The sequence below is a fragment of the Propionicimonas sp. genome (genome assembly GCF_047606205.1).
Lineage (GTDB): Bacteria > Actinomycetota > Actinomycetes > Propionibacteriales > Propionibacteriaceae > Propionicimonas.
In genome coordinates this window covers 1-13,861 of the sequence record NZ_JASGES010000186.1, presented here as the reverse complement: position 1 = coordinate 13,861, position 13,861 = coordinate 1, and the positions used below count along the sequence as shown (strand labels likewise).

The following is a 13,861-nucleotide window of genomic DNA, read 5'->3' as shown; positions in this document are numbered from 1 at the left end:
GCCTCCCATGACCGAGCAGCCCCAGACCGTCACGCCCGCACCGTCCCCGGCCGCGGGCGCCGTACCGGAGCGCCCGGTGCTGGAGGGCCTGGAGGCCAAGTGGTCGGCCGCCTGGCGCGAGCAGGACACTTACGCCTTCGTGCGTCCGGCCTCTCGCGAGCAGGTGTTCAGCATCGACACCCCGCCGCCCACGGTGTCCGGATCGCTGCACGTGGGCCACGTGTTCAGCTACACCCACACCGACCTGATCGCGCGCTACCAGCGGATGAACGGCCTGCACGTCTTCTACCCGATGGGCTGGGACGACAATGGTCTGCCCACCGAGCGGCGCGTCCAGAACTTCTACGGGGTGCGCTGCGACCCGTCGCTGCCGTACGACCCCGACTTCACCCCGCCGGAGAAGCCGGACCCCAAGCGGCAACTGCCGATCAGCAGGCGCAACTTCGTCGAGCTGTGCCACGAACTGACCGCGGTGGACGAGCAGGCGTTCGAGAACCTGTGGCGCACCCTCGGCCTCAGTGTGGACTGGACCGCCCTGTACACGACGATCTCGGACGAGGCGCAGCGGGTCGCCCAGCGAGCCTTCCTGCGCAACCTCGGCCGCGGCGAGGCCTACCTGTCCGAGGCTCCCACGCTGTGGGACATCACGTTCCAGACCGCCGTGGCGCAGGCCGAACTGGAGGCGCGGGACTACCCCGGCGCCTACCACAGGGTCGCGTTCCACCGTCCCGACGGCGAGCCGATCCACATCGAGACGACCCGTCCGGAGCTGATCCCGGCCGTGTGTGCGCTGATCGCCCATCCCGACGACGCCCGCTACGCCCCCCTGTTCGGCACCACGGTGACCTCTCCGGTGTTCGGGGTGGAGATCCCCGTGCTCGCCCACCCCGCGGCCGAACCCGACAAGGGCGCGGGCATCGCGATGTGCTGCACCTTCGGCGACCTCACCGACGTGCAGTGGTGGCGTGAACTTCGCCTGCCCACCCGCACGGTGATCGGACGCGACGGTCGCCTGCACGCGGAGACCCCGGAATGGCTGGTCAACGCCGCCCCCTACGCCGAACTGGCCGGCAAGACCACGTTCAGCGCCCGCGAGGCGATGGTCGGGCTGCTGCGCGCGTCCGGCGACCTGGACGGGGAGCCGAGGCCGACCCAGCGGATGGCGAACTTCTACGAGAAGGGCGACAAGCCGCTGGAGATCGTCTCCACCCGGCAGTGGTACATCCGCAACGGCGGCCGCGACGACGACCTCAAGGCCGCACTGCTGGCGCGCGGCGAGGAACTCACCTGGGTGCCCGACCACATGCGGCACCGCTACGCGAACTGGGTCAACGGGCTCAACGGCGACTGGCTGATCAGCAGGCAGCGGTTCTTCGGCGTGCCGTTCCCGGTCTGGTACGCACTGGACGCCGACGGCGAGCCGGACCACGCGCACCCGATCCTGCCCGGCGAGGACGAGCTGCCGATCGACCCGTCCAGCCAGTGCCCGCCCGGCTTCACCGAGGCGCAACGGGGGGTGCCCGGCGGCTTCGTCGGCGACCCCGACGTGATGGACACCTGGGCCACCTCGTCGCTGACCCCGCAGCTCGCCTGCGGCTGGGAGCGGGACGAGGAGCTGTGGCGGCTGACCTTCCCGATGGACATGGCCCCGCAGGCCCACGACATCATCCGCACCTGGCTGTTCTCGCGCGTGGTGCGCTCGCACTTCGAGCACAACTGCCTGCCGTGGCGGCTGGCCGCCATCTCCGGCTTCGTGGTCGATCCCGACCGCAAGAAGATGAGCAAGTCCAAGGGCAACGTGGTCGTGCCCACCGACATTCTCCAGAAGTTCGGTTCGGACGCGGTGCGCTGGCGCGCGGCGATGGCGCGCCCCGGCATGGACTCCCCCTTCGACGAGACCCAGATGAAGGTCGGCCGGCGGCTGGCGATGAAGGTGCTGAACGCCAGCAAGTTCATCCTCGGCATCGCCGCGGACACCCCGCCCCGCGTCCTGCCGAGCGAGCCGGTGGACCTCGCCATGCTGGCCGCCCTGTCGGAGGTGGTCGCGCAGGCGACCGCGGCGTTCGACGCGTACGACTACTCCAGCGCCCTCGAGGTCGCGGAGAAGTTCTTCTGGCAGTTCTGCGACGACTACCTGGAACTGGTCAAGGAGCGGGCCTACGGCAGCGACGCGGAGGGCGACGACGACCAGGCCGCCCGCGACTCGGCCCGCGCCGCGCTGCGTGACGCGCTCAGCGTGCTGCTGCGGCTGTTCGCACCGTTCCTCCCGTTCGTGACCGAGGAAGTGTGGTCGTGGTGGCGCAAGGGATCGGTGCACCACGCGAACTGGCCGACGCCGGGTGAGCTCAGCGCGGGCGGGAACCCCGCGCTGCTGGACGACCTCGCCGCGTCCCTGATCGGGATCCGCGGCGCCAAGTCCCAGGCGAAGGTGTCGATGAAGACCGAGGCGACCAGGGCGGTGTTCACCGGCCCCGAGGACGTGCTCGCCCGGCTCTTCGCTGCCGAGGACGATCTTCGGGCCGTCGGCCGGATCACCAGCCCGATCGAGTGGGTGTCCGGCACGGCGCCGCTGGAGGTGTCGATCGAGCTCGCCCCCGTCGAGGCCTGATGGGCTCCGTCCGGGCCGGGATGGCCGCCGCGACCGTGGCCGTGGTGGTCCTCGGCGGCTGCGCGGCCGGCGTCCGGGACAGCGCGGGACAGGTCACCGCCGCCGCGACGACCGACACCTACTCCGTGCAGGTCGGCGACTGCCTGGCCAAGCTCCCCGCGGAGAGCGCCGACGAGTTGACCCTGCTGCCGTGCAGCGAGACGCACTACTGGGAGGCGTTCGCGTCGGCGGCTCTCGACGGTGACGACTACCCGGGCGACTCCGACGTGCGCAACCAGGCCGAGAAGGCGTGCGACGACGCCTTTCCCGGCTTCGTCGGGGTCACGTCGAAGAAGTCGAAGCTGGACGTCACGATGCTCACCCCCACCAGGCAGACGTGGACGCAGGCCAACGACCGCCAGGTGGTCTGCCTGGTCGGCAGCGCCGGCGGCGGCATCACCGGCACCCTCAGGAATGCCAGGAAGTAGCCGTCCGTACCGACGTGTCCGACGCTCGGCCGGCTGAAGACAGCTGAGGTCCTGACCCGTCGGCGGCCTACACGAGGTCGCGGAGGACCGGATCGGCCATCGCGAGGACGGCCGTCTTGGCATCGGTGGCGTTGGTGCCGGCACGGGCCGCCGCGGCCATCTGCTGGCACTGCGTGAGCGTGTGCAGGCCGAGCGCCGTCCGGACGGCGGGCACCTTGCCCGGCGCCATCGACAGGCTGGAGACACCCAGCCCGGCCAGGACGAGGGCCAACGCGGGGTCACCGCCCGCTTCGCCGCAGACACCGATCGGCTTGCCCATCAGCTGGCCGCCCTCGCAGGCGAGCGCGACCACGTCCAGCAGTGCCGGCTCCCACGGGTCGAGCAGCGGGGCGAGCTCGCCCTGCATGCGGTCGGCGGCCATCGTGTACTGGGAGAGGTCGTTGGTGCCGAGAGACGCGAAGTCGACGTGGTAGAGGATGCCCTTGCTGCGGATCGCCGCCGCGGGAACCTCGATCATGATCCCGACCTTCGGCAGCCCCAGGCCGCGCACCCGATCGGCGAACCACATGGCCTCGGCCTGGGTCGCGATCATCGGCGCCATCACCCGCACATCCGCCCTGGTCGCCCGGTAGGCGGCCGCGAGTGCCTCCAGCTGGGTGTCCAGCACGTCGGTGCGGATCATGCCGAGGCGGATCCCCCGCCGGCCGAGCGCCGGGTTCTCCTCCGGGCCGAGGTCGGCGAACTTCAGCGGCTTGTCCGCGCCCGCGTCGAGCGTCCGGACGACGATGCGCCGGTCGCCGAAGGCCGTGAAGACCTCGGTGTAGGTGGCGGTCTGCTCCTCCAGCGTCGGCATGGTGTCGCGGTCGAGGAAGAGGAACTCGGTACGGAACAGCCCGACGCCCTCCACGGCCTGCGCCGCGGCCTTGTGGGCGTCCGCGGCGGTGCCGATGTTGGCCAGCAGCGCGACCGGGTAGCCGTCCTTGGTCGCGCCGTTGCCGGTACCGCCGGCGAGCGCCGCCGCCCGACGCCGCTTGCGCTCCTCGAGCAGCGCGACCTCCTGGTCGGTGGGGTTGACCGTGATCTCGCCCACGCCGCCGTCGATCGCGACGGTGGTGCCGAACGGCACCTTCAGGATCCCGGCGGCCTGGACCACGGCGGGAATGCCCAGCTGGGACGCCAGGATCGCGGTGTGGCTGGTCGGGCCGCCCGCCTCGGTGATGATGCCCAGACAGGTCTCGGTCGTGAGGGTCGCGGTCTCGGCCGGCGCGAGGTCGTGCGCGGCCAGGATGGACGGCACGCTGAGGCTCGGGACGCCCGGCTCGGGCTGCCCGAGCAGACGGGCGACCGCACGGTCGCGCACATCGCGCAGGTCCGTGACGCGCTCCGCCATGTAGCCGCCCAGGGCGGTGAACATGGCACAGATCTCCTCGACCGCATCGGTGACGGCGGTGGCCGGGCCCTTGCCCGCCTGCAGCTGGGTGTCGATGCCGGCGGCCAGCCCAGGGTCGCGGGCCATCATGACGCCGGCCTCCAGGATCGGGCGCGCGTGGTCATTGGCCACGGCGGCCCGTTCCTCCAGTCCCTTCGCGACGTCCTCGAGGACGCCGTGCACGGTCGCAGCCGCGGCGTCGGCGTCCGTCGTCGCGGGCTCGTCGGCCGGCGGCTTCGGCGGCGGAGTCACCACCACCAGCGGACCGACAGCGGTGCCGGCGCTGACACCGATGCCGTGGAAGGTGGAGTGGAGCTCGGTGTCACCGCTCATCGGTCTACTCCGCGTCGAGGTCGCGCGAGAGCAGCTCGACCAGCGAGTCGAGAGCTGCGTCCGCGCCCTCGCCCTCCGCGGAGAGCGTGACGGTCTCGCCGTTCTTCGCGCCGAGCGCCATCACCATCAGGATGCTGCGCGCGTCCACCGGGTTGCCGCCCTCCTTGGCGATCTTGACCGGCAGGCCCGTGGCCGTGGCTGCCTGGACGAACAGCGAGGCGGGGCGCGCGTGCAGACCGACGGACGAAGCGATGCTGACTTGGCGGGTGGCCATGGGGGTCTCCTTCTGACGGACGTCGGTGTCGACGGGATCCACAATGGCACAACGACGAGGTCGGCTGCGACTCCTTGTCTGCATTGATCAGGAGATTCGTCGCCGCCGCCGCGGACCGGGACGCGTGCGAACGACCCGGCCGCAGATCGGCGGTCCGGGTCGTCGGGAACGGGCGGTCAGGCGCTCTTCTCGCGCCGCTCCGAACGGGCCAGCTGGGCCCTGCTGACAAGCTGCGGGACCGCGCCGTCGTTGACGACGTCGGCACCGACGACCACCTGGGCCACGTCGTCGTCACTGGGCACGTGGTACATCACGTTGAGCAGGATCTCCTCGAGGATCGACCGCAGCCCGCGGGCCCCGATGCCGCGTCGCAACGCCATCTGCGCGATCGCCTCGATGGCCTCGTCGGTGAACTCGAGGTCGACGCCGTCGAGCTCGAACAGCTTGCGGAACTGCTTGATCAGCGCGTTCTTCGGCTCGACCAGGATCCGGACCAGCGACTCCGCGTCCAACTGCTCGACGGTCGAGATCATCGGCAGGCGCCCGATGAACTCCGGGATCAGGCCGAACTTGTGCAGATCCTCCGGGCGGACCTCGGCGAACGGGTTCAGCGTCTTCGGCCTGCGCACGGCCGCGTCGTTGTTGAAGCCCAGCGGACGCTTGCCGACGCGCGCGTTGATGATCTCCTCGAGCCCTGCGAACGCCCCGCCGACGATGAACAGGATGTTCGTGGTGTCGATCTGGATGAACTCCTGGTGCGGATGCTTGCGGCCGCCCTGCGGAGGGACGGACGCGGTGGTGCCCTCCAGGATCTTCAGCAGCGCCTGCTGGACGCCCTCGCCGGAGACGTCCCGGGTGATCGAGGGGTTCTCCGACTTGCGGGCCACCTTGTCGATCTCGTCGATGTAGATGATGCCGGTCTCGGCCTTCTTGACGTCGTAGTCGGCGGCCTGGATCAGCTTCAGCAGGATGTTCTCGACATCCTCGCCGACATAGCCGGCCTCGGTGAGCGCGGTCGCGTCCGCCATGGCGAACGGCACGTTCAGCATCCGCGCCATGGTCTGGGCGAGGTAGGTCTTGCCGCAGCCGGTCGGGCCGATCAGCAGGATGTTGGACTTGCCGAGCTCGACCAGTTCGTCGTCGGCGATCCGGCGGCCGGGCGTCGCCGCCTGCGCCTGGACCCGCTTGTAGTGGTTGTAGACCGCGACCGAGAGCGCCTTCTTGGCGGTCTCCTGACCGATCACGTACGAGTCGAGGAAGGAGCAGATCTCCTTGGGCTTGGGGAGCTCGTCGAGCAGGCCGGCGTCGCTGGTCTCGGCGAACTCCTCCTCGATGATCTCGTTGCACAGGTCGATGCACTCGTCGCAGATGTAGACCCCCGGGCCTGCGATGAGCTTCTTCACCTGCTTCTGGCTCTTCCCGCAGAACGAGCACTTCAGCAGGTCCGAGGTCTCGCCGATGCGTGCCACGTCGTGCGCCTTTCCGTGCGTGTTGCCACCAACCCTAACCCGGCCGTCCCCGCCTGAGCAGGGAGGCCGGGCGCGAAGTCAGCGGGGTGCGTCCTTCAGGGAGGTGAGGATGTCGTCGACGATGCCGTACTCGACGGCCTCCTCCGCGGTCAGGTACTTGTCCCGCTCGATGTCGGTGCTGACCTTCTCCACGCTCTGCCCGGTGCTGTCGGCCAGCATTCCCTCCATCAGCGAGCGGATCCGCAGGATCTCCCTGGCCTGGATCTCCAGGTCGGAGGACTGCCCGTAGCCGCCCTCCGTCGCCGGCTGGTGGATCAGGATCCGGCTGTTCGGGAGCGCCAGCCGCTTGCCCTTGGTGCCCGCGGCCAGCAGGACGGCCGCGGCGGAGGCGGCCTGCCCCAGGCAGACGGTCTGCACGTCCGGCTTGATGTAGCGCATCGTGTCGTAGATCGCGGTCAGCGCCGTGAACGATCCGCCGGGCGAGTTGATGTACACGCTGATCGGACGCTCCGGGTCCATCGACTGCAGGCAGAGCAGCTGGGCCATCACCGCGTTGGCGATGTCGTCGCTGATCGGCGTGCCGAGGAAGATGATCCGGTCCTCGAAGAGCTTGGTGTACGGGTCGACGCGGCGGATGCCGTAGGACGTCCGCTCCTCCCACTGGGGGATGTAGTAGTCCATGCTCGGCCCGGCAGGGGCCATTCCCCCGTCCCGAAAGGCGCTGGGCAGCGTGTTCATCTGGGTCCTCACTGGTTCGGGGCGGCGGTCTTGATCTGCGAGGCGCGCTCGTAGACGTGGTCGATGAAGCCGTAGTCGAGAGCCTGCTCGGCGGTGAACCAGCGGTCGCGATCGGAGTCTTTCTCGATCTGCTCGACGGTCTGCCCGGTGTGCTCCGCGATCAGCGACGACATCGTCTTCTTGATGTGCAGCGACTGCTCGGCCTGGATGCGGATGTCGGACGCGGTGCCACCGAGGCCGCCGGACGGCTGGTGCATCATGATCCGGCTGTGCGGCAAGGCGAACCGCTTGCCCTTCTGCCCCGCGGAGAGCAGGAACTGTCCCATGGACGCCGCCAGACCCATCGCGACGGTCGCGACGTCGTTGGAAATCCACTGCATGGTGTCGAAGATCGCCATGCCGGAGTCGACCGAACCGCCGGGGCTGTTGATGTAGAGGTAGATGTCCTTGACCGGGTCCTCGGCGTTGAGGAGCAGCATCTGCGCGCAGATCGCGTTCGCGTTCTCGTCACGTACCTCGGAGCCGAGGAAGATGATGCGGTTGGCGAGCAGCGCCTGGTACACGTTGTCGGTCATGCCGATGCCGCCGGGGCCGGCGGCCATCGACAGACCGCGCTCAATGGCTCGATGTTCGTTCACGCAGGCGAACCTACCCGCTCCCTGTGCCAAATCCCCGGGGTTTCCCGCGCTGTTCGCTGTCGGCGCACGGCTGACGCGGTCCCGCCGCTCCTCGCGTCCGACACCGCCCAGCTGTCACATTCCGGGACTCCGATGGCCGGATCGCGCCAAGGCGATCGCCGCCTGCACCAACTGGATCACCCGCAGCGGGGTCTCGCCGAGCATCTGCCAGGTGATCCGGAGCACCATCAGGCCGGCGGTGACCATCAGGTTCTGCCGCCAACGATCGCCCTCGAACTGCGCGTGGTCGCTGTGGCTCGCTTCGCCGTCGAACTCGACCACCAGGCCGAGCTCGCGGAACCAGACATCAGGGAACAGCAGCGCCGGCCCGATCCGGAGCGGCTGGTTGGCCACCCAGCCGGTGATGCCGGCACCGGTGAGCAGGTCCTGCAGCCGTGCTTCGGCGACCGACCACGGGTTGCGGATCGCCCGGGCCGCGACCCGGCGCCGCTCGGCGTTGCCCCGCGTCCCCTCGAAGGCGGGAAGCGCCGCCTCCAGCTCGGCCGGCCTGACGAGCCGGCGGCGGAGGAACTCGAAGGCGGCCTCGCCCCGATCGGTCGAGGCGACCTCGAGGCAGGCGTAGGCCGGCGTCGCCGTCCGGACTCCCCGGTAGCGGCGTCGGAACTCGGGCGGCACCTGCCCGCGCGTGACCTCCAGCCAGGGCACGGGGGCAGCGCGGTTCGGCGAGCGGAGCTGAACGGGCATCGAGATCCGCGTCCCGCAGAACAGCTCGATGGCCGTCCGGGCGTGCACCACGCCGTGCGGCGACCAGGCCGTGACGGCGACAAGCCGGGTTTCAGGTTCGCCCGCGAGGTCGCGCCGTGCATACACCCCGGGCAGGACGGGCACGACGTACCCCGCGGAGGCAGCCCTCTGGAGGGTGCGTGCGTGCTGGGGATGGGCCCGGCGAGCGAGGACGGGCGAGGAGTCAAGCAGGTCATCGATCCGCATGCCCGTCACCTTCGGCAACCGGGACCGAAAGCGTTCAGGCGAAGGGCGCGCCTGTGGACGACGGGGCGCCTGTGGAAAACGCGGCTGACGCGATCCGGCCGCGATGGCCCGCAGGTGGGACGGTACGCGAGGGGCGGGACGCGCAGAGTGGCCAGAACGCGACGGCGCCGCCACCCGGAGGTGGCGGCGCCGTCGGAAGAGGGACCTACTCGGCTTCGACGGCCTCCGTGACGGGAGCTGCCGGAGCCAGGTCGATCACGTTGCCGTCGGTGTCGGTGACCGTCGCCTCGGCGACGATCAGGCCGAGCGCCTTGTTGCGGCGGATCTCCTGCATCCAGGCGGCGACGTGGTTGTGCTCCATCATGTGCTGCGCCTCCTGCTCCGGAGACGTGCCGTTCTGCGCGGCCTTGCGGAGAAGCAGTTCGGAGAGGTCGGACTGCTCGACACCGACCTCGGCGTCGTCGGCGACCTTGTCGAGGATCAGCTGGGCGCGCAGGCTCCGCTCGGTCGAGGTCTCGATCCCGGCCCAGAACTCCTCGGCGGTGTCCGCCTCTTCCTCCTCGGCCTGCTCCAGGTAGCGCTCCAGGGTGAGGCCGGCGCGCTGCAACTGATCGGTGATCTGCTCCTTGCGGGCGGCCACCTCGGCCTCGAGAACGCGCTCGGGCACCTCGAAGTCGGTCGCGTCCACCAGCGCCTCGAGCACCTTGTCGCGTCCGTTGGAGACCTGCTCGGAGGCGGCCATCTGCTCGACAGCCTTGGTCAGGTCGGCACGCATCTCCTCGACCGTGTCGAACTCGGAGATGAGCTGGGCGAAGTCGTCGTCCACCTCGGGAAGCTTCTGCTCCGACACCTTGCCGACGGTCACCGTGATATCGGCGGGCTCGCCTTCCAGCGGGCCACCGACCAGCGTGGACGCGAACTCCGCGGTGTCACCCGCGCTGAGGCCGGTGACGGCCTCGTCGAGGCCGTCGATCATCCCGCCGGTGCCGATCACGTAGGTGACGTCGTCGGCCGTCGCGTCCTGCAGGGTCTCGCCGTCGCGCTTGCCGACGAGGCTGATCGTGACCTGGTCGCCCTCCGCCGCGGGGCGGTCCACCTCGGTGGTGGTGGCGAAGCGCTGCCGCAGCATGGCGATCCGCTCGTCCACCTCCTCGTCGACCGCGCGCTGCGGCTCGACGGTCGCGGACAGCGTCGAGAAGGCCGGCACCGTGAACTCGGGGCGGACGTCCACCTCGGCGGTCAGCTCCACGACGTCGCCGTCCTCGAGCCGGGTGACCTCCACCTCCGGCTGGCCCAGCGGGACCACGTTCGCCTCGGTGACGGCGGCCTCCAGCGCACTCGGCCACGCGTGCTCGATGGCCTCCTGGATCACCATGCCGCGGCCGAACCGCTGGTCGATCACCAGGTGCGGCACCTTCCCCTTGCGGAAGCCGGGGATCGTGACCTGCTTGGCGATCTCGCTGTAGGCCTTTTCCAGGTGCGGCTTGAGGTCGGCGAAGGGGATCTCAACGGTGAGCTTGACCCTCGAAGGGCTGAGCTGTTCGACGGTGCTGGGCAATGCAGGCTCCTGATCGGGCGTAGACAGACCTGCCAATCCTAGCTAGGCCGACCGGGTTGGTCATATCGGCGGCGATCGCAGGCGGCCGGGTCGCCCTTCGGCGGCGAGGGCGGGCGGCGACGGCAGTGTGAGTCCGTTAGTCTTGGGGCTCGCGCGGATGTAGCTCAATGGCAGAGCCCCAGCCTTCCAAGCTGGCCATGCGGGTTCGATTCCCGTCATCCGCTCCAATCCTCCGAGCGAGGGCCGGCGATCATGCCGGACGGATCAGGCAGGCCCCCGGCACCGCGAACGGCACGAGTCGGCGCGGCTCAAGGGACACGGCGTCGACGAGGCCCTGGTGGATGCCGCACACCACATCCGGGTGCCGCAGGGCGGAGGCCAGCAGCGGACATGTGCGCAGGGCCAGCCCGTCCGGGGTCTCCTCGGGGGCGAAGCCCTGGGCGGCGAGGATGCCGTACAGACCCTGCCCCGAACCGGCCGCCAGTCGCTGGCCCCAGCTCTGGCCGACCGAGTGGGCGGCGGCCACCGGATCGGGGCCGGCGGCGAGGTGCTCGGCGACCGCCTCGACCAGCGCACCTTCGGTTCCGCGTCGGGGATCCTCCAGCGCCACCTGGCGTCCGGCGACGGTGGCGACCCAGCCGCGGGCGGGGCGGCCGCGTCCGGACGGGGGCAGCGCGCGCTCGGTGACGAAGCCGTCCCGGAGCAGGTGGTCGAGGTGCATCCGGGTCGTGTTCGGGTGCCCGCCCAGCTCCGCGACCAGCGCGGCGAGGGTGGCCGGCCCGTGCTGGACGAGGGCACGCAGCACCCGCAACGACGCCTCGCGCGGACGGTCCTCCCGCGCCGGCCGCGGGCCGTTCTGATCCGGCGATGTGACCACGGGACCACTCTAGTGTTATTTTCTCCATATCGTCATGTAGATAAAGGAGGCGCCCCGTGCCGACGCCGGTTCCTGCCGCCCGCCACCGGCCCGGGAGCCCGACGTCCCCCGCGACGCGCGCCGCCCCGCCGGGCACCGCGATCCCTGCTCCGCCGGACGCCGCCCGCAGGAGGGACGCCAACAGCCGGCTACCGCTGGTCGCCCTCGGCGGCGTGAGCCTGCTGTGCGGCCTGAATGCGGGGCTGGTCCGGCTGGAGGTGTGGGCACCGGTGGCCTCGCAGCGGGCCGGGGACGTGCACGGCCTGGTCATGGTGCTCGGTTTCCTCGGCACCCTGATCTCCCTGGAGCGCGCCCAGGCGCTGGGACGGTCCTGGGCCTATCTCGCACCGGGGCTCTACGGCGCCGGTGCTCTCGCGCTGCTCAGCCCGGCCCCGGTCCGGCTCGGCCAGCTGCTGCACGTCGAGGCAGGAGTCCTGTTCGTGGCGGTCTACATCGCCTTGTGGCGCAGGGCACCGCGCCCGCTGGTCGCCGTGCAGGTGCTCTCCGCCGTGCTCGCACTCGGCGGGGCGCTGGTCGCGCTGCTGCTGGACATCCCGTCCGCCCTGGCCTGGCTGATCGGCTTCGTCGTGCTCACCATCGCGGCCGAACGGGCCGAGCTCGCCCAGCTGGTGATGGGCCTCCGCGCCGACCGCGCCCTGCTCGCCCTCTCGGCGGCGCTCACCCTGGCAATTCTCGCCGCCCTCGTGCTGCCCCTCGGCGACCGGCTCGTCGGCGTCGCGCTGGCCGTGACGGGCGGCTGGTTGCTGCGCCACGACGTGGTGCGCCACCAGGTGCGGCTGCCGGGTCAGCGCCGCTACCTTGCCGTCGCCCTGCTGGCCGGGTACCTCGACCTGATCCTGGCCGGGCTCGTTCTCGCCTCCTTCGGCCTCTACGGCGGCACCGGGGCCTATGACGTGATCGTGCACGGGGTCTTCCTCGGGTTCGCGATCTCGATGGTCATGGCGCACGCCCCGGTCATCCTGCCGGCGGTGCTCGGCCGCCCCCTGCCCTACCGTCCGGCGCTGTGGGGACCGCTGCTGCTCCTGCACGCCGGCCTTGTGCTGCGCTTCACCGGCGCCCTGGGCGGCTTCACCGCGGCCTGGCAGGCGGGCGGGGTGCTCACCGTGATAGCGATGCTGGCGTTCCTCGTCACCGCCGTCGCCCTCGTGGTGCACGGATGAGCCGCCTACCCGCCCGCGGCCGCTCCCGCCTGCGCGACCTGCCGCTGCTCGGCTGGCTCGGCGCGGCCGTGGTGATCGCGGTGTGTCACCGCTGGCTGCCGGACGCGAACTGGCTGATGCTGCACCTGGTCCTGCTCGGCGCCCTCACCCATTCGATCCTGGTGTGGAGCTTCCACTTCGCCCAGACCCTGCTGCGCAGCCCCGCGTCCGAGGAGCAGTCCCGCCGGCACACCCGCCGCCTCGGCCTGCTCACCGCCGGTGCCTCGATGGTGCTGGTGGGCGTCCCCACGACCTGGTGGCCACTCACCCTGGCCGGCGGCTGCCTGGTCGCCGGCGCCGTCGGCTGGCACGGCTACGAACTGTTCACCATGCTGCGCCGGGCCCTGCCGGCCCGGTTCCGGGTGACCGTGCGCTACTACGTGTGGGCGGCCGCGTCCCTGCTCGTCGGGGTGGGCCTCGGGGTGACACTGGCGTGGGGCTGGCCCGATCCCTGGCACGGACGGCTCCTGGTCGCCCACGCCCTGACCAACCTGCTCGGCTGGGTCGGGCTGACCCTCACCGGGACGTTGCTCACGCTCTGGCCGACCATGCTGCGCACCCCCATGGACGCCACGGCGGAGCGCTGGACCCGTCAGGCCCTGCCGGTGTTCGGCGCCGCGATCGTGGTGGCGGCCGGCGGCGCCCTGGCCGGACTGGGCTGGCTCGCCGCCGCCGGCATCGTCGGCTACCTGGCGGCGCTGGGCCTGTGGGGCCGCGGCCTGGTGCGGCCGGCACGGACCAAACCGCCCCGGGAGTTCGCCGCCGCGTCGGTGGCCGCCTCACTCGGCTGGCTCGTGATCGGCCTGGTCTGGGCAGGCTGGCTGCTGGCCACCGCCCCGGACTGGGTGGTGGTGCGGAACGGTTTCGGCTTGCCGGCCGCGGCGCTGGGCGCGGGCTTCGCCGTCCAGGTGCTCACCGGCGCCCTGTCGTACCTGCTGCCGTCGGTGCTCGGCGGCGGCCCCAGCGTCGTCCGGGCCGGGCAGGCCTGGTTCAACCGCGCCGGGGCGTTCCGGTTGATCGCGATCAACGGCGGTCTGGCCCTGTGGCTGCTGCCGACCCCGAGCTGGGTGAAGGTCACCGGCTCGCTGCTCGCGCTCGGCGCCGCCACGGCGTTCCTGCCCCTGATGGTGCTCGGGCTGCGGGCCAGCATCGCCGCCCGGCGCGACCTCGCTGCCGCCGCCGCACGGCCCGTCCCCGACCCCGCGGCCGCGGCGACCGGGG

The 13,861-nt window shown here is 71.1% G+C and carries 11 protein-coding genes, 1 tRNA gene and 1 pseudogene; 5 read left to right on the top strand and 8 right to left on the bottom strand.

Features of this window, described 5'->3' with window-relative positions; translation table 11 throughout:
• Window positions 1–7 precede the first annotated feature (7 nt).
• Window positions 8–2,608 (top strand): valine--tRNA ligase, encoded by a 2,601-nt coding sequence (gene valS / locus QM633_RS11595; protein WP_415153914.1) that lies wholly within the window; start codon window positions 8–10, stop codon window positions 2,606–2,608.
• Entirely contained in the window at window positions 2,608–3,075 is a 468-nt protein-coding gene (locus QM633_RS11590; RefSeq protein WP_415153913.1) for a septum formation family protein, read from the top strand. The genes valS and QM633_RS11590 overlap by 1 nt, the downstream gene beginning before the upstream one ends.
• A 67-nt stretch (window positions 3,076–3,142) precedes the next feature.
• On the opposite strand, the gene ptsP is transcribed toward QM633_RS11590, so the two are convergent.
• From ptsP to tig, 7 genes are all read right to left on the bottom strand, one after another.
• Window positions 3,143–4,837 carry a phosphoenolpyruvate--protein phosphotransferase gene (gene ptsP, locus QM633_RS11585; RefSeq protein ID WP_415153912.1) on the bottom strand — a complete coding sequence of 565 codons (1,695 nt, stop codon included), beginning with the start codon at window positions 4,835–4,837 and terminating at the stop codon, window positions 3,143–3,145.
• 4 nt (window positions 4,838–4,841) lie between these two features.
• On the bottom strand, window positions 4,842–5,111 hold the full coding sequence (locus QM633_RS11580) for an HPr family phosphocarrier protein (protein ID WP_415153911.1): 270 nt from the start codon (window positions 5,109–5,111) through the stop codon (window positions 4,842–4,844).
• Window positions 5,112–5,287: 176 nt separating this feature from the next.
• Complete coding sequence (clpX, locus tag QM633_RS11575) at window positions 5,288–6,580, bottom strand: ATP-dependent Clp protease ATP-binding subunit ClpX (RefSeq protein WP_415153910.1); 1,293 nt, start codon at window positions 6,578–6,580, stop codon at window positions 5,288–5,290.
• A 78-nt stretch (window positions 6,581–6,658) separates the two neighbouring features.
• Entirely contained in the window at window positions 6,659–7,318 is a 660-nt protein-coding gene (locus QM633_RS11570) for an ATP-dependent Clp protease proteolytic subunit (protein WP_415153909.1), read from the bottom strand.
• Window positions 7,319–7,326: 8 nt separating this feature from the next.
• On the bottom strand, window positions 7,327–7,920 hold the full coding sequence (locus tag QM633_RS11565; protein WP_415153930.1) for an ATP-dependent Clp protease proteolytic subunit: 594 nt from the start codon (window positions 7,918–7,920) through the stop codon (window positions 7,327–7,329).
• A gap of 150 nt (window positions 7,921–8,070) precedes the next feature.
• Window positions 8,071–8,946: an endonuclease domain-containing protein gene (locus QM633_RS11560; RefSeq protein ID WP_415153908.1), complete on the bottom strand. Its 876-nt coding sequence runs from the start codon at window positions 8,944–8,946 to the stop codon at window positions 8,071–8,073.
• 205 nt (window positions 8,947–9,151) lie between these two features.
• The gene (gene tig, locus QM633_RS11555) at window positions 9,152–10,504 is read right to left on the bottom strand and encodes a trigger factor (protein ID WP_415153907.1); all 1,353 of its coding nucleotides are present in this window, start codon (window positions 10,502–10,504) and stop codon (window positions 9,152–9,154) included.
• Between the two features lie 153 nt (window positions 10,505–10,657).
• Between tig and QM633_RS11550 the strand changes: the two genes are divergently transcribed.
• A tRNA-Gly gene (locus QM633_RS11550) sits at window positions 10,658–10,731 on the top strand.
• A gap of 23 nt (window positions 10,732–10,754) precedes the next feature.
• Here the strand turns inward: QM633_RS11550 and QM633_RS11545 are convergent.
• The gene (locus QM633_RS11545; RefSeq protein ID WP_415153906.1) at window positions 10,755–11,381 is read right to left on the bottom strand and encodes a helix-turn-helix transcriptional regulator; all 627 of its coding nucleotides are present in this window, start codon (window positions 11,379–11,381) and stop codon (window positions 10,755–10,757) included.
• A 56-nt stretch (window positions 11,382–11,437) separates the two neighbouring features.
• Here QM633_RS11545 and QM633_RS11540 point away from each other — a divergent pair, with 56 nt between their 5' ends.
• Both QM633_RS11540 and QM633_RS11535 read left to right on the top strand, forming a co-directional pair.
• Window positions 11,438–12,601 carry a hypothetical protein gene (locus QM633_RS11540; protein ID WP_415153905.1) on the top strand — a complete coding sequence of 388 codons (1,164 nt, stop codon included), beginning with the start codon at window positions 11,438–11,440 and terminating at the stop codon, window positions 12,599–12,601.
• Window positions 12,598–13,861 (top strand): annotated as a pseudogene (locus tag QM633_RS11535) (copper oxidase); the annotation flags it as partial. The gene QM633_RS11540 and the pseudogene QM633_RS11535, both read left to right, overlap by 4 nt.